The sequence below is a fragment of the Pseudomonas sp. LAIL14HWK12:I7 genome, from assembly GCF_000483465.1.
In the GTDB taxonomy this organism is placed as follows: domain Bacteria; phylum Pseudomonadota; class Gammaproteobacteria; order Pseudomonadales; family Pseudomonadaceae; genus Aquipseudomonas; species Aquipseudomonas kermanshahensis.
Genome location: NZ_AXYZ01000001.1, coordinates 383,794 through 407,443 on the forward strand (window position 1 = coordinate 383,794; position 23,650 = coordinate 407,443).

The 23,650-nt window shown below is 62.6% G+C and carries 26 protein-coding genes; 20 read left to right on the forward strand and 6 right to left on the reverse strand.

Translation table 11 applies throughout. The annotated features are described in order from the left end of the window. From D886_RS0101810 to D886_RS0101860, 11 genes are all read left to right on the forward strand, one after another. Positions 1-990 carry a sulfate/molybdate ABC transporter ATP-binding protein gene (locus D886_RS0101810; RefSeq protein ID WP_027592264.1) on the forward strand — a complete coding sequence of 330 codons (990 nt, stop codon included), beginning with the start codon at positions 1-3 and terminating at the stop codon, positions 988-990. Between the two features lie 370 nt (positions 991-1,360). Further along, on the forward strand, positions 1,361-2,158 hold the full coding sequence (locus tag D886_RS0101815; protein ID WP_027592265.1) for an energy transducer TonB: 798 nt from the start codon (positions 1,361-1,363) through the stop codon (positions 2,156-2,158). 40 nt (positions 2,159-2,198) lie between these two features. Beyond that, the gene (locus D886_RS0101820; RefSeq protein ID WP_027592266.1) at positions 2,199-2,921 is read left to right on the forward strand and encodes a MotA/TolQ/ExbB proton channel family protein; all 723 of its coding nucleotides are present in this window, start codon (positions 2,199-2,201) and stop codon (positions 2,919-2,921) included. A gap of 1 nt (position 2,922) precedes the next feature. Next, on the forward strand, positions 2,923-3,324 hold the full coding sequence (locus D886_RS0101825) for a biopolymer transporter ExbD (protein WP_027592267.1): 402 nt from the start codon (positions 2,923-2,925) through the stop codon (positions 3,322-3,324). Between the two features lie 355 nt (positions 3,325-3,679). Beyond that, positions 3,680-4,261 carry an alpha/beta hydrolase gene (locus D886_RS0101830; protein WP_027592268.1) on the forward strand — a complete coding sequence of 194 codons (582 nt, stop codon included), beginning with the start codon at positions 3,680-3,682 and terminating at the stop codon, positions 4,259-4,261. A gap of 62 nt (positions 4,262-4,323) precedes the next feature. Beyond that, positions 4,324-5,109, forward strand: a complete 786-nt coding sequence (locus D886_RS0101835; protein WP_027592269.1) for a sigma 54-interacting transcriptional regulator — start codon at positions 4,324-4,326, stop codon at positions 5,107-5,109. 176 nt (positions 5,110-5,285) lie between these two features. Continuing rightward, positions 5,286-6,071, forward strand: coding sequence for a MetQ/NlpA family ABC transporter substrate-binding protein (locus tag D886_RS0101840; protein WP_027592270.1), 786 nt, complete (start codon positions 5,286-5,288; stop codon positions 6,069-6,071). A 166-nt stretch (positions 6,072-6,237) separates the two neighbouring features. Further along, complete coding sequence (locus D886_RS0101845; protein WP_027592271.1) at positions 6,238-6,903, forward strand: amino acid ABC transporter permease; 666 nt, start codon at positions 6,238-6,240, stop codon at positions 6,901-6,903. Next, a complete protein-coding gene (locus D886_RS0101850) occupies positions 6,884-7,543 on the forward strand; it encodes an amino acid ABC transporter permease (protein WP_027592272.1) in 660 nt (219 codons plus the stop codon). Before D886_RS0101845 ends, D886_RS0101850 begins: the two co-directional genes overlap by 20 nt. Continuing rightward, positions 7,540-8,313, forward strand: coding sequence for an amino acid ABC transporter ATP-binding protein (locus D886_RS0101855; protein WP_027592273.1), 774 nt, complete (start codon positions 7,540-7,542; stop codon positions 8,311-8,313). The genes D886_RS0101850 and D886_RS0101855 overlap by 4 nt, the downstream gene beginning before the upstream one ends. After that, positions 8,310-9,182: a transporter substrate-binding domain-containing protein gene (locus D886_RS0101860; RefSeq protein WP_027592274.1), complete on the forward strand. Its 873-nt coding sequence runs from the start codon at positions 8,310-8,312 to the stop codon at positions 9,180-9,182. The genes D886_RS0101855 and D886_RS0101860 overlap by 4 nt, the downstream gene beginning before the upstream one ends. A 139-nt stretch (positions 9,183-9,321) precedes the next feature. Here the strand turns inward: D886_RS0101860 and D886_RS0101865 are convergent, their stop codons facing one another. After that, on the reverse strand, positions 9,322-11,685 hold the full coding sequence (locus tag D886_RS0101865) for a penicillin acylase family protein (RefSeq protein WP_027592275.1): 2,364 nt from the start codon (positions 11,683-11,685) through the stop codon (positions 9,322-9,324). 86 nt (positions 11,686-11,771) lie between these two features. Here D886_RS0101865 and D886_RS0101870 point away from each other — a divergent pair, with 86 nt between their 5' ends. Then, positions 11,772-12,338, forward strand: coding sequence for a sugar O-acetyltransferase (locus tag D886_RS0101870; RefSeq protein WP_027592276.1), 567 nt, complete (start codon positions 11,772-11,774; stop codon positions 12,336-12,338). Here the strand turns inward: D886_RS0101870 and D886_RS0101875 are convergent. Further along, a complete protein-coding gene (locus D886_RS0101875) occupies positions 12,317-12,886 on the reverse strand; it encodes a DUF6436 domain-containing protein (protein ID WP_027592277.1) in 570 nt (189 codons plus the stop codon). The two genes, D886_RS0101870 and D886_RS0101875, sit on opposite strands and share 22 nt — an antisense overlap. A 143-nt stretch (positions 12,887-13,029) precedes the next feature. On the opposite strand from D886_RS0101875, the gene D886_RS0101880 reads away from it, so the two are divergent. Then, positions 13,030-13,956, forward strand: coding sequence for an alpha/beta hydrolase (locus D886_RS0101880; RefSeq protein ID WP_027592278.1), 927 nt, complete (start codon positions 13,030-13,032; stop codon positions 13,954-13,956). Here D886_RS0101880 and D886_RS0101885 read toward each other — a convergent pair whose 3' ends face one another. Continuing rightward, positions 13,957-14,709: a DUF2059 domain-containing protein gene (locus D886_RS0101885; RefSeq protein ID WP_027592279.1), complete on the reverse strand. Its 753-nt coding sequence runs from the start codon at positions 14,707-14,709 to the stop codon at positions 13,957-13,959. A 113-nt stretch (positions 14,710-14,822) separates the two neighbouring features. Between D886_RS0101885 and D886_RS0101890 the strand changes: the two genes are divergently transcribed. Further along, entirely contained in the window at positions 14,823-15,455 is a 633-nt protein-coding gene (locus D886_RS0101890) for a 2OG-Fe(II) oxygenase (protein WP_027592280.1), read from the forward strand. Next, positions 15,442-15,939, forward strand: coding sequence for a DUF523 domain-containing protein (locus D886_RS0101895; protein ID WP_027592281.1), 498 nt, complete (start codon positions 15,442-15,444; stop codon positions 15,937-15,939). The genes D886_RS0101890 and D886_RS0101895 overlap by 14 nt, the downstream gene beginning before the upstream one ends. A gap of 99 nt (positions 15,940-16,038) precedes the next feature. Here D886_RS0101895 and D886_RS0101900 read toward each other — a convergent pair whose 3' ends face one another. Continuing rightward, positions 16,039-16,515 carry a transporter substrate-binding domain-containing protein gene (locus D886_RS0101900; protein WP_027592282.1) on the reverse strand — a complete coding sequence of 159 codons (477 nt, stop codon included), beginning with the start codon at positions 16,513-16,515 and terminating at the stop codon, positions 16,039-16,041. Between the two features lie 199 nt (positions 16,516-16,714). On the opposite strand from D886_RS0101900, the gene D886_RS0101905 reads away from it, so the two are divergent. Beyond that, the gene (locus tag D886_RS0101905; protein ID WP_027592283.1) at positions 16,715-17,191 is read left to right on the forward strand and encodes a DUF4399 domain-containing protein; all 477 of its coding nucleotides are present in this window, start codon (positions 16,715-16,717) and stop codon (positions 17,189-17,191) included. A gap of 56 nt (positions 17,192-17,247) precedes the next feature. On the opposite strand, the gene serA is transcribed toward D886_RS0101905, so the two are convergent. Continuing rightward, positions 17,248-18,477: a phosphoglycerate dehydrogenase gene (gene serA, locus D886_RS0101910; protein WP_027592284.1), complete on the reverse strand. Its 1,230-nt coding sequence runs from the start codon at positions 18,475-18,477 to the stop codon at positions 17,248-17,250. Positions 18,478-18,648: 171 nt separating this feature from the next. Between serA and D886_RS0101915 the strand changes: the two genes are divergently transcribed. The 4 genes from D886_RS0101915 to D886_RS0101930 all read left to right on the forward strand — a co-directional run bounded on the left by D886_RS0101915 (position 18,649) and on the right by D886_RS0101930 (position 22,807). Then, complete coding sequence (locus tag D886_RS0101915) at positions 18,649-20,046, forward strand: FAD-binding oxidoreductase (RefSeq protein ID WP_027592285.1); 1,398 nt, start codon at positions 18,649-18,651, stop codon at positions 20,044-20,046. Positions 20,047-20,071: 25 nt separating this feature from the next. Further along, the gene (locus D886_RS0101920) at positions 20,072-20,737 is read left to right on the forward strand and encodes a fumarylacetoacetate hydrolase family protein (protein WP_027592286.1); all 666 of its coding nucleotides are present in this window, start codon (positions 20,072-20,074) and stop codon (positions 20,735-20,737) included. 154 nt (positions 20,738-20,891) lie between these two features. After that, positions 20,892-21,812, forward strand: a complete 921-nt coding sequence (locus D886_RS0101925; RefSeq protein ID WP_027592287.1) for an SdiA-regulated domain-containing protein — start codon at positions 20,892-20,894, stop codon at positions 21,810-21,812. 92 nt (positions 21,813-21,904) lie between these two features. Then, positions 21,905-22,807 (forward strand): SdiA-regulated domain-containing protein, encoded by a 903-nt coding sequence (locus D886_RS0101930; RefSeq protein ID WP_027592288.1) that lies wholly within the window; start codon positions 21,905-21,907, stop codon positions 22,805-22,807. A 155-nt stretch (positions 22,808-22,962) separates the two neighbouring features. Here the strand turns inward: D886_RS0101930 and rpiA are convergent, their stop codons facing one another. After that, the gene (gene rpiA / locus D886_RS0101935; protein WP_027592289.1) at positions 22,963-23,637 is read right to left on the reverse strand and encodes a ribose-5-phosphate isomerase RpiA; all 675 of its coding nucleotides are present in this window, start codon (positions 23,635-23,637) and stop codon (positions 22,963-22,965) included. Between the last annotated feature and the right edge of the window lie 13 nt (positions 23,638-23,650).

Genomic DNA, 23,650 nt, shown 5'->3' on the forward strand with positions numbered 1-23,650 from the left:
ATGTCGATCGAAGTTCGTAACGTCAGCAAGCGCTTCAACAGCTTCCAGGCCCTGGACAACATCAACCTGGATATCCACAGCGGTGAGCTGGTGGCTTTGCTCGGCCCGTCCGGCTGCGGCAAGACCACCCTGCTGCGCATCATTGCCGGCCTGGAAACACCGGATGACGGCAGCATCGTGTTCCATGGCGAGGATGTGTCTGGCCACGACGTGCGTGATCGCAACGTCGGCTTCGTGTTCCAGCACTACGCGTTGTTCCGCCACATGAGCGTGTTCGACAACGTCGCCTTCGGCCTGCGCATGAAGCCCAAGGGCGAGCGCCCGAGCGAAAGCAAAATTGCCGAAAAGGTGCATGAGCTGCTGAACATGGTCCAGCTCGACTGGCTCTCCGACCGCTACCCCGAGCAGCTTTCCGGTGGCCAGCGCCAGCGTATCGCCCTGGCCCGCGCCTTGGCGGTAGAGCCTAAGGTGCTGTTGCTCGACGAGCCGTTCGGTGCCCTGGATGCCAAGGTGCGTAAAGAGCTGCGCCGCTGGCTGGCGCGCCTGCACGAAGATATCAACCTGACGTCGGTGTTCGTCACCCATGACCAGGAAGAGGCCATGGAAGTCGCAGACCGCATCGTGGTGATGAACAAGGGTGTGATCGAGCAGATCGGCTCGCCGGGTGAAGTCTACGAGCAGCCGGCCAACGACTTCGTCTACCACTTCCTCGGCGACTCCAACCGCCTGGCCTTGAGCGAAGGCCACCACGTGCTGTTCCGCCCGCATGAAGTGTCGCTGTCGCGCCATGAAACCGAAGGCCACCATGCCGCCGAGGTGCGCGATATCCGCCCGCTGGGCGCGACCACCCGGGTGACCTTGAAGGTGGAAGGGCAGAGCGAGCTGATCGAGGCCGAAGTGGTCAAGGACCACGACAGCTTGACCGGCCTGGCACGCGGGGAGACGCTGTTCTTCAGGCCGAAGGTGTGGCAGAAGGTGGCGGATATCTAAGCTACCCCAGCGTATGGAACCCGGGCTCTGTCCCGGGTTTTTATTGCCTGGTGGATTGCTGAGGCTGCTTCCCACCCCTTCGCCGCACAATGCTGCAGCGCGATTCCCTGTAGGAGCAGCCTTGTGCTGCGAATCGAGGGCGCAGCCCTCGCAGCAATCTCATGCCTTACGCGAATATTTTGCATGCCCACAAAGCATCGCTAATCGCCCTCCAGCCCACAGCCCGCGAAATCCGTGGCCTTCACACGATCGCTCAAAAACAATATTCAATTAAGTTCTAACTATAATTTTAAACATTACTTTAAGAGATAAGCCTCTGGCCCCGATGATTCAGCCACACACCTGAATCGAGACCCCAGGAGTTTGATCAATGGGTAATGTCCAGACGGCCGTCAGAGCCTACGACCAGCCATGGCGCCCGGCACCGGGCGACCTGGTCGAGCTTGGACGCACGCTTCGTCTTCCGCTTGGCCAGCAGCGCCTGCAACGCACGCCTGCCAGCGGCCTCAAGCGCCGCGACAAGCTGGCGTTGGCGCTGCTGGTACTGGCGCTGCACGGCGCCGCCGCCTACTGGGTCAGCCAGGCACCGACGCCTGAGCTGCCCGTAGTGCCGCCGCAGGTGCCACCCATGACCATCGAGTTCGCCGCCCCTGCGCCGCCCGTGGTCGAGCCGCCACCCCCGGCACCCGCGCCGCCGGTGGTCGAGCCACCGCCGCCGCCACCGGTAGTCGACGAGCTGGCCGCCAAGCCCAAACCGAAGCCAAAACCGATCCCTAAACCGGTGGTCAAGCAGGCGCCCAAGCCGCAGCCGAAACCGGTCGAGGCACCGCCACCGGCACCTGTTGCAGCCCCGGCACCGCCAGCCCCTGCGCCCGCGCCGGCGCCGGTGACACCGGCTTCAGCCAACGCCGCGTACCTCAAGAACCCGGCGCCAGAGTACCCGCAGATGGCCCAGCGCCGCGGCTGGGAAGGCACCGTGCTGTTGCGCGTCGAGGTGTTGCCCAGTGGCAAGCCGGGGCAGATCCAGGTGCAGAAGAGCAGTGGCCGCGATGCCTTGGACGCCGCTGCGCTGGCCGCCGTCAAGCGCTGGAGCTTCGTCCCCGCCAAGCAAGGCGACGTGGCCCAGACCGGGTGGGTCAGCGTGCCAATCGACTTCAAGCTTCGCTAACGCATTTCACAGAATCAGCAGAACATAGGAAGACATCATCATGAGCCTGTTGGCATCCCCCCTCGAATCCGTTGAAAGCGCAGTCATCTGGCTGCTGGTTGGTTTCTCTGTCGTCACCTGGGGCCTGGCCCTGGTCAAGGTCGTGCAGTTTGTGCGGCTGAAGAACCAGGAAAAACGCTTCCACCAGCAATTCTGGGCAGCCTCCAGCCTGGACTCGGCCGCCGAAATCAGCCATGAGCTGCCTGGCCCAGCCGCCCGCGTTGCGCAGTCCGGTTATGCCGCTATTGCCGTCGGCGATACCACCCAGGCCAACGACCTGAGCCACGCCATCAACCACCAGGACCGCCTCGAACGCGCTCTGCGCCAGCAGATCGTCCGCGAGCGCCGTTCGCTGGAAACCGGCCTGGCGGTGGTCGCCAGTATCGGCAGTACCTCGCCCTTCATCGGCTTGTTTGGCACCGTGTGGGGCATCATGGAAGCGCTCAAGGGCATCAGTGCGGCAGGTTCCGCCAGCCTCGAGACCGTGGCCGGGCCGATCGGCGCGGCACTGGTGGCCACGGGGGTGGGTATCGCCGTCGCGGTGCCAGCGGTACTGGTTTACAACTACTTCCTGCGCCGCCTCAAGCTGACTGCAGCAGACCTGGACGACTTCGCCCATGACTTCTACAGCCTGGCGCAGAAGAGTGCCTTCCGGGTACTGGTGCACCCTACCGTGCACAAAGCCCAGGCCGGTTTCACCCAGCCGGTGAAGGAGGCGTCCTGATATGGCCTTTTCGACCCAGGACAGCGACGAAGTCCTCAGTGAAATCAACGTCACGCCGTTGGTGGACGTCATGCTGGTGCTGCTGGTGGTGTTCATCGTCACTGCGCCGCTGCTGACCAACGCCATCCCCATCAACCTGCCCAAGACCGAGGCGGTGGCACCGGTGGAGCAGAAAGACCCATTGGTGGTGAGCATCGACGGGGCCGGCAAGTTGTTCATCAACAAGGACGAGATCCAGCCGGACCTGCTGGAGACCAACCTCAAGGCGGCCAAGGCCAAGGACGCGGAAGTCCGTGTGCAGTTGCAGGCCGATGATGGCGTGAACTACGGCGAAGTGGCGCGGGCCATGGCGGCGATTGAACGTGCGGGGATCAGCAAACTGGCGGTGATAACCGCGCGCTGATTCGGCAATCCTCTTCAGGCAAGTGACTCTCTTTGAGAGCTTATGGGCCATATCTCTTGGCAGGGGTTGGCCCTTTTTTTTGGCCTGATGGATAGGTATTGGGCTACAAGGTGTTTGCCGGTGAATGTTTAGCGCCTGTTAGATCGAGCGCCGCCCGCGCGGCGCTCGATCTGCGCCCCACCGCCCCCCCAAGCCAGGCCCCCCGTGGCCATCTCCCATCCTCGCAACAATCGCTTCGCACCCCCCCCTAACAAAATTCATTTAGGTTATTAACAAATAGCTTCTTATTCCTTTACGAATATAACTCCCTCCCTATACTGGTCTCCAAGCACGCAAACTTACTGGAGGCGTCCCCATGCGCAATGAGTCGATTCGTTACCTGATTGTGCCGGGCTGGCAAGGATCGCCAGACAACCATTGGCAGAGTCACTGGCAACGCACCCTGCCCAATAGCGCCCGGGTCGAGCAGCACGACTGGCTGACCCCGCAGCGGCGCGATTGGGTGCAGGCCCTGGAGCAGGCGATTGCCGCCGAACGCTCGCCGGTGATTCTCATCGCACACAGCCTGGGCTGCGTCACGGTCGCTCACTGGGCCGCCGAGGCCAGCCCGGCGTTGCTGCGTCAGGTACGTGGCGCATTGCTGGTGGCGCCGGCGGATGTCGAGCGGCCGACCTGCGCGCCAGCCCTGCGCAACTTCGCGCCGATTCCGATGCAGGCGTTGCCGTTCCCAAGCCAGGTGGTCAGCTCCGACAACGACCCGGCGGTAAGCGTGCCGCGCGCGCTGCACCTGGCCCAGGCCTGGGGGGCCGAAGCGGGCTTGCTGACCAACGCCGGGCACATCAACGTCAAGTCCGGCCACGAGCGTTGGGAACAAGGCTTCGCCTATCTGTACCGCTTGCAGAGCCGGGTGGAGCAACGCGCACTGCGCCGCGCCTGATCGCCTACTGATTACCGTTTGCCTGACGCCCGGCCACCGAAGGCCTGGGGCGGGAGTTTTTCATGACTTTTCAAAACCCGTTTGGCCAGCCGCTGCTGACCTTTCCCGAGCTGGACAAGAGCCCACTGAGCATTCGTGCCAAGGCCCTGGTGTTCATCGACCCGCGCTCGCAACAGCTGCGCGAAGACCTCGAACGCCTGGCGCCGCAGCCCTTGCCGGTGTTGATTCGTGGCGAAACCGGCACCGGCAAGGAGTTGCTGGCACGGCAGATTCACCGCGCCAGTGACCGCGCCGGGCTGTTCGTCTCGGTCAACTGCGCGGCCATCAGCCCGACCTACGCCGACGCCGAGTTGTTCGGCTACAGCGCCGGCACCCACGGCGGCACGCTGTACCTGGACGAAATTGCCGACTTGCCGCTGGAGATTCAGGGCAAGCTGCTGGCCGCGCTGGAAAACCGTGAAGTGACACGCGTCGGCGCGCAGCAGCCCCAGCCTGTGGATGTGCGCCTGGTGGCGGCGACCAGCATCGACCTGGCGCGGGTGGTGAAAGCCGGCAGGTTCAATGAGCGCTTGTACCAGTACCTGCGTGAGGGCGCGCTGGAGCTGCCGCCGTTGCGCGAGCGACGTGGCGATATCCTGCCGCTGGCCGAGTACTTCGTGGGTATCTACACCGCCCGCCTGCAGCGCTCGGTGCCGCTGATCAGCGACGCCGCCCAGCAGGTGCTGGAAGCCCATGCCTGGCCCGGCAACACCCGCGAGCTGGAGAACGTCATCCACTTCGCCTTGCTGGTGAATGACAGCGAAGAGATCCAGCCGGAAGACCTCGACCTGGCCAACCCTGCGCGCTAGACAGCGCTCATAAGCAAAGGCGGTGATGGCAGTTTGTTTTTGGAATAAGCAGCGAATTAAAAGATATTGTTGCGGCATAAGAAATCTCGGTATTGTCCGCTTCACGCTCACCCGACACGGGGCAGGGCACACGACTTCGCCATCGCCGATGGCCCAGATTCAGAATAAGGACCACCATGAAGAAGACCCTGCTGACCACCGCCCTGGCCGCTGCCCTGTCGTTCGCCGGCCTGGCCAACGCCGCCGAGAAACTGGTGGTTGCCGCCACCCCGGTGCCGCATGCCGAGATCCTCGAGCTGATCAAGCCGACCCTCGCCAAAGAAGGTGTGGACCTGCAGATCAAGGTCTTCACCGACTACGTGCAGCCGAACGTGCAGGTTGACCAGAAACGCCTGGACGCCAACTACTTCCAGACCCTGCCGTACCTGCAAAACTTCAACGAAGGCAAGGGCACCCACCTGGAAACCGTGGTCGGTGTACACGTCGAACCGTTCGGTGGCTACTCGAAGAAGGTCAAGAACCTGAGCGATCTCAAAGAAGGCGCCACCGTTGCCATCCCTAACGAAGGCAGCAACAGCGGCCGCGCCCTGCTGCTGTTGCAGAAGGCTGGCCTGATCACCCTGAAAGACCCGAAAAACGCCCTGGCCACGCCGAAAGACATCGCCGAGAATCCGAAGAAACTGAAGTTCCGCGAGCTGGAATCGGCCATGCTGCCGCGTGTGCTGGATCAGGTTGACCTGGACATGATCAACACCAACTACGCCCTGGAAGCTGGCCTGAACCCGGCCAAGGACGCGCTGGTGATCGAAGGCGCCGACTCGCCGTACGTCAACTTCCTGGTTGCCCGCCCGGACAACAAGGACAGCGACGCTATCCAGAAACTGGCCAAAGCCCTGACCAGCCCGGAAGTGAAAGCGTTCATCGCCAAGAAATACAGCGGTGCCGTGCTGCCGGCGTTCTGATCCGTTCGTGGCCCCGCGCCTGAAAACGCCGACGCCATTGCGTCGGCGTTTTTGTTGGTGCGTTAGTCCGTACTATTGATATGCGATAAAGATATTTATTGAAAGTTTTTTATAGCTTTAAAGTCTAGTGATCGTGCTCCTCGCACCCCGCATGACTGTTCTACCCATGACCTTCGATATCCCTTTCATCCTCAGCACCCTGCCGGCGTTTCTCAACGCCGTGGGCGTGACCTTGCAGGTGGGCCTGATCGCCATCGCCACCTCCTTGCTGGTAGCCCTGGTCAACGCCACGCTACTGGTGCTGCGTACGCCCTATCTGTCACGCCTGGTCAAAGGCTACGTCGAGCTGGCGCGCAATACCCCGCTGTTGATCCAGCTGTTCTTCGTGTACTTCGCCTTGCCCAGCGTGGGCCTGAAGATCTCCGGCTTCACTGCTGCGATCATCACCATGACGTTCATGGGCGGCGCTTACCTGACCGAGGTACTGCGCGCCGGTGTCGAAGCAGTGCCGCGCGCTCAACTGGAGTCCGGGCGCTCCATCGGTCTGTCCGAGGGCCAACTGCTGCGCCATGTGATTCTGCCTCAGGCCAGCATCCTCAGCCTGCCAGCGCTGTTCGCCAACTTCATTTTCCTGCTCAAGGAAACCACCGTCGTTTCGGCCGTGGCCGTTCCCGAGATCCTCTACACCACCAAGAACTACATCGCGCTGTACTACAAAACCTACGAAATGCTCGCTGTGCTGACCCTGCTTTGCGTGCTGCTGTTCCTGCCGCTGTCGTTGCTGCTGCGGTACCTGGAAAGGAGGCTGCAGCATGGCCAGTTCGGCGCCTGAACTGCTGTGGGTGTCGCTGCCGCAACTGGCCAGCGGCGCAGCACAGACCTTGGCCATTTCGGCGTTGGGCATGCTCTTCGCCACCTTGGGCGGCGTGCTGTATGGCGTGTTGGCCACCCTTGGCAACCGTGGCCTGAACATCGTTCTGCAGGTGTATCTGGAGCTGTTCCGTGCCATCCCCGTGCTGGTCTGGCTGTACCTGGTGTTTTTCGGCCTGCCGATCTTCTTTAGCGTGAGCATCCCCAGTTTCTGGTGCGCGGTGCTGGTGCTGGGCCTGTGGGGTGCCAGCGAAATCGGTGAGGTGGTGCGCGGCGCGTTGCGTTCGCTGCCACGTGGCCAGCGTGAGGCCGGGCTGTCGATCGGCCTGTCCGGCTGGCAGCTGTATGGCTATGTGCTGCTGCCCCAGGCACTCAAGCGCATGACCCCGCCGACCATCAACCTCTACACGCGGATCATCAAGACCAGCTCGTTGGCGGTATTGATCGGTGTTGTCGAGGTGATCAAGGCAGGCCAGCAGATCATCGAGCGTACCTACGAGTCGGTGCTGATCTACGGCGCGTTGTTCCTGTTCTTCTTCATCATCTGTTATCCGCTGTCCGCCGCTTCGCGCGTGCTGGAACGCCGTTGGGCACACTCATGAGCGCATTGATCGAATTCCAGGGTTTCAACAAGTTTTTTGGTGAGCAGCAGGTGCTCAAGGACGTCGACCTCAAGGTGCAAGCCGGCGAGGTGCTGGTAGTGCTGGGGCCCAGCGGTTGCGGCAAGAGCACCTTGCTGCGCTGCTTGAATGGCCTGGAACAAGCCCACAGTGGCCACCTGCGCCTGGACGGCCAGGAGCTGCTCGCCCCACGCACCGACTGGCGCCAGGTGCGCCAGCGGGTAGGCATGGTGTTCCAGAGTTACCACCTGTTCGGCCACATGAGTGTGATCGACAACCTGTTGCTTGGCCCGCTCAAGGTGCAAAAGCGCGAGCGCGCCGAAGCCCAGGCCCAGGCCGAGGCGCTGCTGGCGCGGGTGGGGCTGTTGGACAAGCGCGATGCCTACCCGCGGCAGTTGTCCGGCGGCCAGCAGCAACGCATCGCGATCGTCCGGTCGCTGTGCATGAACCCCGAGGTGATGTTGTTCGATGAAGTCACGGCGGCCCTCGACCCGGAAATGGTCAAGGAGGTGCTGCAGGTGATCCAGGGCCTGGCCCGCGACGGCATGACCCTGCTCATCGTTACCCACGAAATGGCCTTCGCCCGCGCGGTGGCCGACCGCATCGTGTTCATGGAGGCCGGCAGGGTCCTTGAACAGAGCGAGCCCGAGAGCTTCTTCACCCGACCGCAGACCGCACGCGCGCAGCAGTTCCTGGAGAAATTCTCCTTTGTAGAAAGCCTGCCGAAGACACTGCACAAGGAACTGTCATGAAAACTGCCAACCTCACCAAACTGCTGGCGCCGCTGTTCGGCCTGGCCCTGCTGGCCGGCTGCAACAAGGCCGAAGAACCCACCAAACCCGCGGCGGCCTCGCCGGCCACCAGCTACCTGGAAACCATCAAGGCCCGCGACAAACTGATCGTCGGCGTATTCACCGACAAGCCACCCTTCGGTTTCGTCGATGAAAAGGGGCGCTATGTCGGCTTCGATACCGACATCGGTCGCCGCCTGGCCAAGGACCTGCTGGGCGACGAGAACAAAGTCGAGTTCGTTGCCGTGGAGCCGGCCAGCCGCATTCCGTTCCTGCAGAGTGACAAGGTCGACCTTATCCTGGCCAACATGACCGTAACGCCAGAGCGCAAGGAAGCGGTGGACTTCACCAACCCCAACCTGCGCGTCGCCGTGCAAGCCATCGTTGCTGACGGCAGCGCGGTGCAGAAACTCGACGACCTGGCCGACAAGACCATCATCGTTACCACTGGCACCACGGCCGATATCTGGCTGACCAAAACCCACCCGGACTGGAAGCTGCTCAAGTTCGAGAAAAACAGCGAGTCGCTGCAAGCCCTGGCCACTGGCCGCGGCGATGCCTATGCCCAGGACAACCTGATTCTGTTCAGCTGGGCCAAGCAGAACCCAGGCTACCGCGTGTTGCCTGAGCTGCTGGGCGACGAGGCACCGATTGCCCCGGCGGTGAAGAAGGGCAACACCGAGTTGCGCGACTGGGTGAATGCCGAGCTGGCCAAGCTGGGTGAAGAGAAGTTCCTGCTCAAGCTGTATGACCAGTATGTGCGCAAGGAACTGAGCGATGACACCAAGCCTGAGAGCGTGATTGTCGAAGGGGGCAAGTGGCAGGGTTGATCGTGTAACGAGGGCCGCTATGCGGCCCATTCGCGGCAAACCCGCCCCTGGTAGGAGCAGCCTTGTGCTGCGAAGAGGCCCGTGACTGCACCGAAATTTACAGTGTTTTCACCGGCCTCTTCGCAGCGCAAGGCTGCTCCTACTCTCCAGGAATCAGCCTGAGCGTACGCTGCGCCGGAATCACCCCCATCTGCGCCCGTTGGTACTGCCCCTCAATGTACCCTGCAGCCTGATCCGAATAGTGCTTATCAAACGGTACCCCGCTTTGCCCGACCGGGTTACTGGTCAAGGCTTGCCCGGCATCGGCAAAGTCGATCAGCCTGCGTGTCGAAGGCCCATACGTCACCGGCCACGGCGCCGGCCCGATTTTCGCCGACAGGTTGTTGGGCACCTCATGCGTGCCAGGCGCCGCGAACGGGCCGACGTTGAACAGCAGGTTCAGCGGCTTCTTCACGCCAAGCGGATGGTTATGGGTCAGGGTATGGGCTTTGCCCCATTGCCAACTGGCCGGGTCGCTGCCCAGGGTGTCTCGCAGGTGCTTCACGCTTTTTTGCCAGGCGATGCGCACGATCGCAGTGCGGTCGGTGCGTTCGTTTGCTCCCCGCGTGCTCCACCATGGCGACTCGGCATCGGCGGCCAAACGAGGCAACGCGGCATCGATGGCGCGGGTGCTGATCAGCACCGGGAACCAGGTGTCGCCCAGTTCGTCATGCAGGGCCGCGAACGCCAGTTCATACAGGAACTGGTTGAACAGCGTGGCGCTGATCGAGTCCAGGGGGTAGTCACCGCTCCAGGCGGCCAGTTGCTCGACCAGCTCCTTTTCCTCGTCCCCCTCAGCCACTGAGCGCAGCGTCGCCAGCAGCGGTGCGAGGGTGCGTGGGCCATGGTCGCTGGCGGTGTCCAGCTGCAGGGCCTGGCTGTTCTGGGTATCCCACTTTACGTCAGGGTTGGCCAGATGGCGGTCGAGCTGGCGGCCACGGTCCGGCAGGTTGTAGTAACCCGGCACCGGCACGGCCGAGGGCGGCTGGTAGTTGGCCGACACGATGTAGCCGCGTGCGGGGTTTTCTTGCTGCGGGTTGGCACTGAAGGGGTAGAAACCGAGCTTGTCTGCCTGTGGGCTGGCGCCATCGAGGATGAATGTCGGGTTGACCCCCTCTGGGCGGATCGGCAGTTGTGCCGCAGCCCACCAGCCGATATCGCCACGGGCATTGGCCCAGACGAAGTTCAGCCCAGGCGCCTGAACCTTGGCGGCCGCCTCGCGCATCTTGCCCAGCGTGTCGGCGCGGTTGAGCTGGTAAAACCCGTCGAGGATCGGGTTTTCGGTTTCCAGAAACGCCCACCACATGGCCACCGGCGTGGTCCCGGCGGTAGCGCCCAATACCTCATTGACGATCGGGCCGTGGGGCGAGCGGCGCAGGCTGAGGGTGACGGGCGCCTCGCCTTTGACGGCGAGGGTTTGCTCGGTCTTTTCCAAGGTCTGCCAGGTGCCGTCGATCATCACCTGGTCGGTGTTTTCGGGGTTGGTCCGTTCGGCGATCAGGTCGACGTCATCGTTCTGGAACATCGTCAGGCTCCAGCCGAAGTCGCGGTTGTGGCCGAGCAGCGCGAAGGGGTTCAGCGCCTGGAAGTAGCCATACAGGTTGAACCCAGGGGCAGACAGTTCGGCCTCGTACCACACCGCCGGTACCGCGAAGCTGATGTGTGGGTCACCGGCCAGTAGCGGCTTGCCGCTGCGGGTGCGGCTGCCGGCGACGGCCCAGGCGTTGCTGCCTTCGAATTGCGGGATAGCCGCGTCGCTTAGAGCGTCGTGGCTGAGCCGGGCAAGTGCCTCCAGGCTGCGCCAGTCGGCGGCCGCCAACGGCGCGGCCAGGGCGCCTTCGGGTTGCCAGCCAAGGTCGAAGATTTTCAGGTACTGCGGGCCGAGCTGGTCGCGAATATAGGTGAGCGCGGGCTCGGTGCGGAACGCGGCGGCGAAGCTGTAGGCCAGGTAACCGGCGATGCTCAGGGTGTCTTCGGCGGTGAACGGGCGGGGGGTGATGCCCAGCAGGTCGAACTCGATCGGCTTGGGATGGCTGGCCTGCCAGCTGTTGATGCCCTCCAGGTAGGCTTGCAGGGCCTGCCAGGCGGGTGATTGGCGGTCCTGCCGCTGCACCATCAGCGCCGCTTGGTCGCGAATACGCAAGCTGCGGAACAGGGTGTCGGTGGGCACGAGTTTTTCGCCCAGCACTTCGGCCAACTCACCGCGCGCCAGGCGGCGCATGATCTCCATCTGGAACAACCGGTCCTGGGCGTGCACATAGCCGAGGGCGCGGTACAGGTCCTGTTCGTTCTGTGCCTGCAGGTGCGGAACGCCGCGGCTGTCATAGCGCACGCTGACCGGCGCCTGCAGGCCGGCGATCGCCACTTCGCCTTCGCGTTGCGGCAGCTTGCCGTGCACGTACCCGTATCCGGCGCCAGCGGCCACGGCGATTACCACGGCCAACAGGGTCAGGCTGCGCTTCATCGAAACTCCTTGTGCATTCGAACGGAAACTGTGGTCCGATCATCGACGGATTCGCGCACAGAGCATAGCCCTCGAAAGGAGTTTCCATGTCCCTCAGCGAAAAACAGAAAATGCTCGCAGGCCAGCTCTACCATGCCGGCTGCCCCGAGCTGCAGGCCGAGCAAATTGCCAACAAGCACTGGATGCAGCGCTACAACAGCAGTTTCGAGCTGCTCAACGACGCACGTCACGGCCTGCTCGCCGAGCACTTCGGCCAGGCCGGCGAAGGCACGGTGATCCGCCCGCCGTTCTATTGCGACTATGGCTACAACATCAGCATTGGCCGCAACACCTTCATCAACTTCAACTGCGTGATCCTCGACGTGCTGCCGGTGCGCATCGGCGACGATTGCCAGATTGGCCCGGCGGTGCAGATCTACACCGCCGACCACCCACTCGACCCTGAGCTGCGGCGCACCGGGCTGGAAAGCGGCCGGCCGGTGAGTATTGGCAACAATGTGTGGATTGGTGGCGGGGCGATCATCCTGCCGGGGGTGACCCTTGGCGACAACGCGGTGGTCGGCGCGGGCAGTGTGGTCACCCGTGATGTGCCGGCGGGTGCGGTGGTGGTCGGTAACCCGGCGCGGGTGCGTCAGCCGGCCCAAGGGCAGTAGCAACCCACCGCCAAGGTGTTGGAGGCCGTCACCTGGCGGTTGTCGATCAACGCCTTGAGGATCGGTTCGATGAAACTGTTGCTGGCGTTGCACACCGCCCCTTCACTGTAAGGCCCGAAGTAGGCGAGGTGGCCTTGTCGGTCCCAGATGGCCACGGCCGGGGAGGCGGGCAGGTGTTCGCTGCCGGGCAGGCTGGCGAGGGGCTTGAGGGCGCTGAGGTTCGCGGGCAACTGGCCGTGGCTGCCGGGTTTTTGCAGCACATGGAAGCTGACGCCGTCGCCTGCGAAGTGGCTGACCAGGTCGGCCAAGTGCTGCTGGTTGCCGACATTGCACGGACAGGCCGGGTCCCAGAAGTGCACCACACGGATCGGGCCGGGGCCGGCCAGTTCTGCGGGCAGGCGCAGTTGGCTGCCGTCGAACAGGGTGGCCTGGTTGTCGAACGGGCGCAGGTAGCGGGACTGGAAGGTGGTGTAGGCCTGCCAGAGAATGCCAACGCCAACCAGTAGGGCGATTGCCGTGCGCGATGTTTTGATGATTCGGCTATTCATGAGGAGTCATTGGCCCTTTCGCGACACAAGGCCGCTCCCACAATTTGATAGGTGTTGGTTGTTCGAGGGTGAGCAAGCTTGCCACGACGCCAGCTAGAGCTGAATATCACAGATCAATACTCGCTGCGCTCTGGATGTACCCGATGCCCGCCGCTTTGCTCCCCGACCTTCTGCGTGCCAGCCTTGCGCCCTTGACCGATCGCCAGCCGTTGTCGGCGCAGGGGCGCGATTACCAGCATTTTTATGGCCTGGACCTGCCCGTGCACAGCTGGCTGGGTGGCTTTCAAGCGGCCGGGTTCGAGTTGGTCGGGCAAGTCTGGCTGCCGCCGCAGCCGGTGGCCACGGTGTTCCTGCTGCATGGCTATTACGACCACATGGGCCTTTACCGGCATGTGATCGAGTGGGCACTGGGCCAGGGTTATGCAGTGATCAGCTGTGACCTGCCCGGCCATGGCCTTTCCAGCGGTGAGCGGGCCAGCATCAGCGACTTTTCGCTGTATCAGCAGGTGCTCGATGCACTCTTCGAGCAAGCGCGCAGGCTGGGCCTGCCGCGGCCTTGGCATTTGTGCGGGCAAAGCACGGGAGGCGCCATTGTGGTCGACCACCTGTTGCACCGGGGCGAGCAAAGCCCGGCCGATGGGCAGGTGATCCTGCTCGCGCCGCTGGTACGGCCCTGCTCCTGGCGTTGGTCGAAGCTCAGCTATTGCGTGCTGCGCCATTTCGTAAACGGCATCGAACGGCGCTTCAGTGAAAACACCAACGACCCGGCCTTCCTAGCGTTTCTGGAGGCCGACCCCCTGCAACCGCGTCGTTTACCCACGGCCTGGGTCGGCGCGCTGATCGCCTGGGTCAAGCGCATAGAAGCCGCGCCACGCAGCACACGGCGGCCCTTGATCGTGCAAGGTGAGGCGGACGGCACGGTGGACTGGCCCTACAACCTCGAGGTGCTCAAGGCCAAGTTCACTGAGCCGCAAATACTCATGCTGCCCGAGGCGCGGCACCACCTGGCCAATGAACTGCCCGGCATTCGCCAGCGCTACTTCACCTTCATCGACCAGCGCCTGGGCTGATCACTTGAGGTCGGCAGCACTCTGGCCGACCGCCAGGCCGGCGCGCACGGCAGCCAGTGCCGCCTGGTAATACGCCTTGCCCTCAGGTGATTCGGCGAAGTTGGCGAATTGTTCCAGCTCGGCGTCGGACAAGTCGCGGTACACGTACAGCAGCGTATTGTTGAGGTCCTCGCCGATCTGGCCCATCAGGCGTTGGCGCTGGCCATCGAGCAGGCTCTGGGCCTGGCCGCCGCCAAACAGGCCGGGGATCATCGAACTGAGGCTGTCGGCGGCGACGCCGGCAATCGCCAGGCTGACCTCTGCACCGGCCTCGCGGGCGGGCAACGCCTGGGCCAAGTGGCCGATAAGCAACAGGCGGTCGTCACTGGCCTGGACCTTCGGCAGGCCTTTGGCGTTCTTGGCCAACTGGTCCTTGCGCGTGGCTTGCAGTTCGGCAGCCACCACCTTGCGGCCCAGCGGCGACTGGAAGAAGGCCAGCGCTGGCGCAGGGTTGCTCAGGGTTGCGCGCAGTTTCGCCTGGGCACGACGGTCCACGGCCTGGGCCTGGAAGCGCTGATTGCTGTTGTTGACCAGCGCTTGGTAGACGGCAGGCGGCAGGCTGTTGCGATAGCGTTCCTGGGCGGCGCTCAGGGCATCGTTGAAGTGGGCGCGCTGGTCGGGCCAGCCGGCGGCCTTGTACAGTTGATCCAGGCTGTCTGCCCAGACAGGCATGGTGCAGATCATCAGCAGAATCAGGGAAAACAGACGGCGCATTCAGGACTCCTGTCGGCAGGCTGCCATTGTCCTTGGCCCAGCGTCGGTTTGTCGAGATATCAGCGCGCTTCTCGGCCAAGTGGCGCTGTGCGAGTGCAAGGCTAATGGATATGATGCGCGCCATGCACATCTCCCCTGAACACCCGATGCTTGCGGCCGTCGTTGACGATCTGGCCACCCATGGCTGGTCCCAGCAGGCGCTCTTTTTGCCTGGCGACCTGGTGCGCGCGCTGGCGGCCGAGTGCCGGCGCCGTGACGCCGAAGGCGAGCTCAACCCGGCAGGGGTTGGACGCGGGGCTTCACAGGAGATCCGCGAGGCGATCCGCGGTGATCAGATCCAGTGGATCGACCCCGGCCAGGCCGCTGCCTGCGACCAGTACCTGGCGGCCATGGACCAGCTGCGCCTAGCCATCAACCAGGGGCTGTTCCTGGGCCTTGAAGATTTCGAATGCCATTTTGCCCTGTACCCGCCGGGCGCGTTCTATCGCCGCCATTTGGACCGCTTTCGTGACGATGACCGGCGCATGGTCTCGGCAGTGCTCTATTTGAACGAAGACTGGCAGCCACAGGATGGCGGCCAGCTGCGCATGTTCCTGGCGCAGGGTGTCGAGCACGATGTGCAGCCCGTGGCCGGATGCCTGGTGGTGTTCCTGTCGGGCGATGTGCCCCATGAGGTATTGCCGGCCGGGCGTGAGCGCCTGTCGTTGACTGGCTGGTTCCGGCGCCGTGGCAATGACCTGTTCTGACTTGCCCAAGGTGCTGGTCAGCGCGTGCCTGCTGGGGCAGCCGGTGCGCTATGACGGCCGCGCCAGTGGCCATCCGGGTGTGTTGCAAGCCTGGCAGGCGGCAGGGCGGGTAGTGCCCTTGTGCCCGGAAGTGGCCGGTGGCTTGCCTACACCGCGACCGCCTGCGGAGATACCAGGCGGGCAGGGCAGCGCGGTGCTCGATGGCCAGGCACAGGTGCTGACGGTGACGGGTGAGGACGTCAGCGACGCGTTTCTGGCCGGTGCTCAGCTGGCGTTGGCGCTGGTGCACCGGCACGGAATTCGCGTCGCGGTGCTCAAGTCTGGCAGCCCTTCGTGTGGTAATCGCCTGACCTACGATGGCACCTTCAGCGGGGTGAAGGTGCCGGGGGAGGGCGTGACCACGGCGCTGCTGCGTCGGGAAGGGGTGCTGGTATTCAGCGAGCTTGAGCTGGATGAAGCACAACAAGCGTTGGCGAACCTGTAGGAGCAGCCTTGCGCTGCGAAGAGGCCGCACCTGCAACACCCGTTCCTGCCTTGCCGGCCCTTTCGCAGCGCAAGGCTGCTCCTACAAAGAGCCGGTCATTCACTGGCCTGCAGCCGTCTCCTGGGTACCCTTGAACCACTTCTGCTCCAGCTCTGCCATGCGCCCATCGTCCTTGATCCGTTGCAGGGCGTTGTTCACCGCGCTCTCGAACGCCGGGTTGTCTTTCTGGAACGGAATGACCTGTTTCTTCTCACCATAAGGCTGGCTCACGTCCAGCTGTTTACTGGTGTTCTGTTCATTCAAGGTAATGTCGTACTTGCCACTCTCCACGCCCGGCAGCACTTCTTCAGCTGGCGTTTCAATGAATTCAGCCCGCAGGTCCAGTTCCTTGGCCAGGATTTGCCCGAACTCGATCTCGAAACCCGTGAGGTGGTCGTTTTCCTTGAATACATAGGGCGGTGTATCGGACTGCACGGCAATGCGCAGTTCGCCGCGGTCGTTGATTTCGTCTATCAGCTCGGCTTGGGCCAATGGACTGATCAGTACTGCAAGCAGTACGCCTAGGGTCGAACGCATGAATGCCCCTTTTTTATTCGGCAGATGAATTTCATTCGCCACGGCTTTCTTCCTCGTCGTGGTCGAGCGCAGCCTATGACCTTGAAGCCTTGGCGAGGTTTAACCCTAACTGAAATATTTCTCTTTGTGGGCTATGGTGAACTACCGCTGCCGCACGTTTTAACGGCAGTGGTCTTTAAGTGAATCACAGGAGAAGTGAATGAACAGCCTATTTTCGCGTGCTGCCGTAGCCGGTCTGCTGATGGGGGCCTCGGTGTTCGCCAGTGCCGAGGATGCCCTGAAGAGCCAGGAGCCGCCCAAGGATGCCAAGGTCGTCATCGTTTCCCCCGTCGATGGCGCAACGGTCGACAAGACCTTCACCGTCAAGTTCGGCATCGAGGGCATGGCGCTCAAGCCTGCGGGTGACCAGACCCCGCATAGCGGGCATCACCACCTGCTGGTGGACGTCGATAAAGAGCCGGAGGCCGACAAGCCCCTGCCAACCAGCGTGATGCCTGAAAACAACGCGCCGCTGCCGGCCGGCCCGCAAGTGCTGCACTTCGGCAAGGCACAAACCGAGGCGACCATTACCCTGACCCCAGGCAAGCACACTTTGCAGTTGGTCTTGGGCGACAAGTACCACGTGCCGTTCAAGCCGAGCGTCGAATCGAAAAAGATCACCGTCGAGGTGAAGTAAGCACCCACGAAAAAGGGAGGCCACCACGGCCTCCCTTTTTCATGCCGCCGTGAAACTTAGAACAGAACGCGGGAGCGGATAGTGCCCTTCACGTGCTGCAGTTTCTCTTGCGCCAGGTCCGAGTACTCGGCGTCAACGTCGATCACCACGTAACCCACTTTCTCGTTGGTCTGCAGGAACTGACCGGAGATGTTGATGCCGTTCTCGGCGAAGACCTTGTTGATCTCGCTGAGCACGCCAGGGATGTTTTCGTGGATGTGCAGCAGGCGGTGTTTGCCTGGGTGCGCCGGCAAGGCAACTTCCGGGAAGTTGACCGAAGACACCGAGGTACCGTTGTCGCTGTACTTGACCAGCTTCTCGGCAACTTCCAGGCCGATGTTGGCCTGGGCCTCGGCAGTGGAGCCACCGATGTGCGGGGTCAGGATGACGTTGTCCAGGCCGCGCAGCGGGCTTTCGAACTCTTCGTCGTTGGAGCGCGGCTCGACCGGGAACACGTCGATGGCGGCGCCGATCAGGTGCTTGTCCTTGATCGCGGCAGCCAGGTGATCCAGCTCGACCACGGTACCGCGGGCGGCGTTGATCAGGATCGAGCCCTTCTTCATCGCGCGGATTTCCTTCTCGCCGATCATCCACTGGGTGGATGGTAGCTCAGGCACATGCAGCGAGACGATGTCGGCCAAGCCCAGCAGCTCGTGCAGGCTGGCGACCTGGACAGCGTTGCCCAACGGCAGCTTGGTCAGCGGGTCGAAGAAGTACACCTGCATGCCTAGGTTTTCAGCCAGGACCGACAGTTGGGTGCCGATCGAGCCGTAGCCGACGATGCCCAGCTTCTTGCCACGGATCTCGAAGGAGTTGGCCGCGCTCTTGATCCAGCCACCACGGTGGCACGAAGCGTTCTTCTCGGGGATGCCGCGCAGCAGCAGGATGGCCTCGGCCAGCACCAGTTCGGCGACCGAACGGGTGTTCGAGTACGGGGCGTTGAACACGGCGATACCGCGCTCGCGGGCCGCTTCCAGGTCGACCTGGTTGGTACCGATGCAGAAGCAGCCGACCGCAACCAGCTTCTTCGCGCAGTCGAAGATCTCTTCAGTCAGTTGCGTGCGCGAGCGGATGCCGATGAAGTGGGCATCGGCGATCTTTTCCTTCAGCTCGGCTTCCGGCAACGAACCAGTGAGGTATTCGATGTTGGTGTAGCCGGCAGCCTTGAGGGTATCGACCGCGTTCTGGTGCACACCTTCAAGAAGAAGGAACCTGATCTTGCTCTTGTCGAGAGAAGTCTTGCTCATCTGCGTAAACCTGTATCCCGGAGAAAAAATGGCGAGGGGTGATGCTAGGCGCGGCGTCGGCCTTAGCATGAACAGCGGGAGGGCTATGCTAGCATACGCGACACAATCTGAGCTTATCCCGACAGGTGAAGAGTGCTCAGGGTGACTATGAATAAGTCGAGAGTTCCAGCGATGACCCACCCCGCTGTTATTGATGAACTGATGACCCTTGTCGACCCTGGCAAGGTCCTGACTGACGCCGTTTCCCTCGAAGCCTACGGCAAGGACTGGACCAAGCATTACCCGCCAGCGCCCACGGCCATCGTGTTCCCCAAGAGCATCGCGCAGGTGCAGGCCATCGTTGCCTGGGCCAACCGCCATCAGGTCGCGCTGGTGCCGTCCGGTGGGCGTACCGGGCTGTCGGGCGGTGCCGTGGCGGCCAATGGCGAGGTCGTGGTCGCGTTCGACTACATGAACCAGATTCTCGATTTCAATGCGTTCGACCGTACGGTGGTGTGCCAGCCGGGGGTGATTACCCGGCAATTGCAGGCCTACGCCGAGGCGCAAGGCCTGTATTACCCGGTGGACTTCGCCTCCAGCGGCTCCAGCCAGATTGGCGGCAACATCGGCACCAACGCCGGCGGCATCAAGGTGATTCGCTACGGCATGACCCGCAACTGGGTTGCCGGGCTGAAAGTGGTCACCGGCAAGGGCGAGCTGCTGGAGCTGAACAAAGACCTGATCAAGAACGCCACCGGCTACGATCTGCGCCAGCTGTTCATTGGTGCCGAGGGCACGCTGGGCTTTGTGGTCGAAGCGACCATGCGCCTTGACCGCGCCCCGCGCAACCTCACCGCGATGGTGCTGGGCACGCCGGATTTCGACTCGATCATGCCGGTGCTGCATGCCTTCCAGGCCAAGCTCGACCTGACGGCCTTCGAGTTCTTTTCCGACAAGGGCCTGGCCAAGATCATGGGCCGTGGCGATGTGCCGGCGCCTTTCGAGACCGATTGCCCGTTCTATGCCCTGCTGGAGTTCGAAGCCAGCACCGAAGAGGTCGCCAACGAAGCCTTGGCCACCTTCGAGCACTGTGTCGAGCAGGGCTGGGTGCTGGACGGGGTGATGAGCCAGAGCGAAACCCAGCTGAGAAACCTGTGGAAGTTGCGTGAGTACCTGTCCGAAACCATCTCCCACTGGACCCCGTACAAAAACGACATTTCTGTCACCGTCTCCAAGGTGCCGGCGTTTTTGCGCGACATCGATGCCATCGTCGGCGAGCATTACCCGGACTACGAGGTGGTCTGGTACGGCCATATCGGCGATGGCAACCTGCACCTGAACATCCTCAAGCCCGACGCCATGAGCAAAGATGCCTTCTTTGCCTCCTGCGCCAAGGTCAACAAGTGGGTGTTCGAAATCGTCCAGCGCTACAACGGCTCGATCTCGGCCGAGCATGGCGTGGGCATGACCAAGCGTGACTACCTCGGCTACAGCCGCTCGGCCGAAGAAATCGCCTGCATGAAGGCAATAAAGGCCGTCTTCGACCCTAACGGCATCATGAATCCGGGTAAGATCTTCGCTCCTGAATAATAAGCAGTATGCAGAGGAGTCGGCCATGAGTTACCAGCACCAGTACGTAGACGGCACGCGCATCCACTTCCCATTGGGCAAGGTGGTGTGCATCGGCCGTAACTATGCCGAGCATGCCAAGGAACTGGACAACCCGATCCCCAGCGAGCCGTTGCTGTTCATCAAGCCGGGCAGTTGCGTGATGCCGCTGGAAGGTGGTTTCAAGATCCCGACCGACCGTGGCGTTGTGCATTACGAGGCCGAGATTGCTGTGCTGCTGGGCAAGCCGTTGTCCACCAAGCCAACCGAAGAAGAGGTGCTGGACGCCATCTCCGGTTACGCCCCGGCGCTCGACCTGACCCTGCGCGACGTGCAGGCCAAGCTCAAGGAAAAGGGCCTGCCTTGGGAGCTGTGCAAGAGCTTTGACGGCGCCTGCGTGCTGCCGCCGTTCGTTTCGGCGGCCAGTTTCGAGGATGTGACCGACATCCCGGTGCGCCTGACCCTCAACGGCCAAGTGGTGCAGGACGGCAACAGCGCGTTGATGCTCAACCCGATCGTGCCGATGATCCAGTACATGGCGGCGCATTTCTCGTTGCAGGCGGGCGATGTGATCTTGACCGGTACCCCTGCGGGCGTAGGGCCGTTCAATGTGGGTGATGAGCTGGTGATTGAGTTGCCGGGTGTGAGCCGCTTCGAAAGCCGGGTGCTCTGAGGTAAACCCTCCCACAGGGTCTGCACAAGACTTGAACATTGTGAAATGCCTGTGGGAGCGGGCTTGCCCGCGAAGAGGCCGGCACTGTTTACCGATTTTTCACACCTTATCTGGATAATGCGCGGACCTACGCCCATTTTCCCAGGATCCACGTATGCCATCTCGCTCCAGCGCCCCGGCAACTCCCAAGCGTCGCTTTTACCTGCGCTGGCCGTTCGGCCTGGCAGTTGCAGCGGTGATCGGCTATGGCGTATCCGTGGCCATGCACTGGGATGACCGCGGGGCACTGTGGGTGAAGGAAAGCTTTGAAAGCACCGCCGAGCAAAGCGAGAGCGTCTGGCTGCCGGCCTATCAGGCCGATATCGACGCCAAACCGCTGCCCGGCATGGACGATGACGAAGCCTCGGACGTGGCCTTCAACCCGCAAACCCGCACCTTGTTCGCCGTCATGGGCAAGAACCCGTTCCTGGTCGAGCTCAGCCTGGACGGTAACGTGCTGCGCCAGATTCCATTAAAGGGCTGGAACAACCCGGAAGGGCTGGCGGTGATGGAGGACGGGCACCTGGCGATCGTCGACGAACGGCTGCACGACCTGACTGTGGTCAAGGTGGATGCGCACACCACGTCGCTTAACCATGACGACTTCCCGAGCTACGACCTGGGCAAGTCGGTGAAGAGCAACAAGGGCTTCGAGGCCGTGGCTTGGGACCCGATGCGTCAACGCCTGGTGATCGGCGAAGAGCGCCCGCCCAAGCTGTACACCTGGAGCACCGATGGCCGTAGCCCGCTGAAGGGCGACAAGCAGTTGCTGCCCAATGATGAGCTCGACCTGCGCAACCTGTCGGCCCTCGGCGTCGACCCGCGCACCGGGCACCTGTTGGCATTGTCGGCGGACTCCAACATGCTGTTGGAGCTGGATGAGCAGGGCCAGCAAGTCAGCTTCATGACCTTGCTGGGCGGTTTCAATGGCCTTGAGCGCACCATCCCACGTGCCGAAGGCGTGGCCATGGATGACCAGGGCAACCTGTACATGGTCAGCGAGCCGGCGCTTTTCTATCGTTTCAAGAAAAACTGACAGCAACATCAGATTTGTCGGATGCTGGCATTAAGCTTTGATTCAGTTGTTCATGGTTAGATTCGCCACCCTTACGTCGAGTCTGTCCCCAAATGCGTCGCTATCTTCGCCTGTCACTGATTCCGGCCTTTATTGGCCTGCTTTTGCTCGGCTGGGCCGGGCAGGAGTTTCGCCTGTTCGAGCGCGGCTGGTTCAACCTGAAAACCTGGTGGCAGCCAGCCGAGCAGGGCATCGGCCTGGACCGTTATCGGGTGGTGGTCGAGGCGCAGCCTGTCGAGGGGCTGGACGATGACATTTCGGCGCTGACCTACGACCCAGACCGCAAGACCCTGTTCACCGTCACCAATGCACGTTCGGAGCTGATCGAGCTGTCGCTGGACGGGCGCATCCTGCGGCGCGTGCCACTGACCGGCTTTGGCGACCCGGAGGCGGTGGAATACGTGGGCCCCAACAGCTATGTGATCACCGACGAGCGCCAGCAACGGCTGATTCGCGTGCGCCTGGACGACGATACGCTGTTCCTCGATGCCGGCGATGCCGAGCAGTTGACCCTGGGCATTGGCCTGAACGGCAATAAGGGGTTCGAGGGGCTGGCGTACGACTCGGCCGGCAAGCGCCTGTTCGTGGCCAAGGAGCGCGACCCGATGCTGATCTACGAGGTGCATGGCTTCCCGCATGACAACCCCGAGCAGCCTTATGCCGTGCATGTGGTGCAGGACCGCAAGCGTGACTCGCGTTTGTTTGTGCGGGACCTGTCGAGTTTGCAGTTCGACGAGCGCAGCGGCCATTTGTTGGCGCTGTCGGATGAATCGCGGCTGGTGCTGGAACTGGATGTGAAGGGCAAGCCGCTCAGTACCTTGTCGCTGCGCAAGGGGTATCAGGGGTTGAAGAAGACGGTGCCGCAGGCGGAAGGAATTGCGATGGATGAGGCGGGGACCATTTACCTGGTCAGTGAGCCGAACCTGTTTTACGTGTTCAAACAGCCGGCAGATTAAATGCGGCCCTGCGCGATCCGGGTAGGAGCAGCCTTGTGCTGCGAAGAGGTCGGTAACAGCAGCAGAGATTCACTGTGAAGTCACCGGCCTCTTCGCAGCACAAGGCTGCTCCTACCTGGATCGCGCAGGGCTAGAACAACGCTTATAGGCCTGGGTTACTCGGCCTTGAGGGTTTTCACACCTTCAGCGGTACCGAGCAGCAGCAAGTCCGCCGGGCGTGCCGCGAACAGGCCGTTGGTCACCACGCCAACGATCGCATTGATCTGCGCTTCGAGCTCGACCGGGTTGGTGATCTGCAGGTTGTACACGTCCAGGATCACGTTACCGTTGTCGGTCAGCACACCCTCGCGGTACACCGGGTCACCGCCCAGCTTGACCAGCTGGCGCGCCACGTGGCTGCGGGCCATTGGGATCACTTCGACGGGCAGCGGGAAGGCGCCCAGCACCGGGACCAGCTTGCTGGCATCGGCGATGCAGATGAAGGTCTTGGCCACGGCCGCGACGATCTTCTCGCGGGTCAGGGCCGCGCCACCGCCCTTGATCAGGTTCAGGTGCGCGTCGCTCTCGTCGGCGCCGTCCACATAGAACTCCAGCTCGCTGACGCTGTTCAGCTCGTAGACCGGGATGCCATGACCCTTCAGACGCTGGGCGGTGGCCTCGGAGCTGGCGACTGCGCCATCGAAGGCGGTCTTGTGCTGAGCCAGGGCGTCGATGAAGAAGTTGGCGGTCGAACCGGTACCGACGCCGACGACGCTCTTTTCATCCAGCTTGGGCAGAATGAAGTCGACAGCGGCCTGGGCGACGGCCTGTTTGAGTTGGTCCTGGGTCATGCGGGCTCCGAGA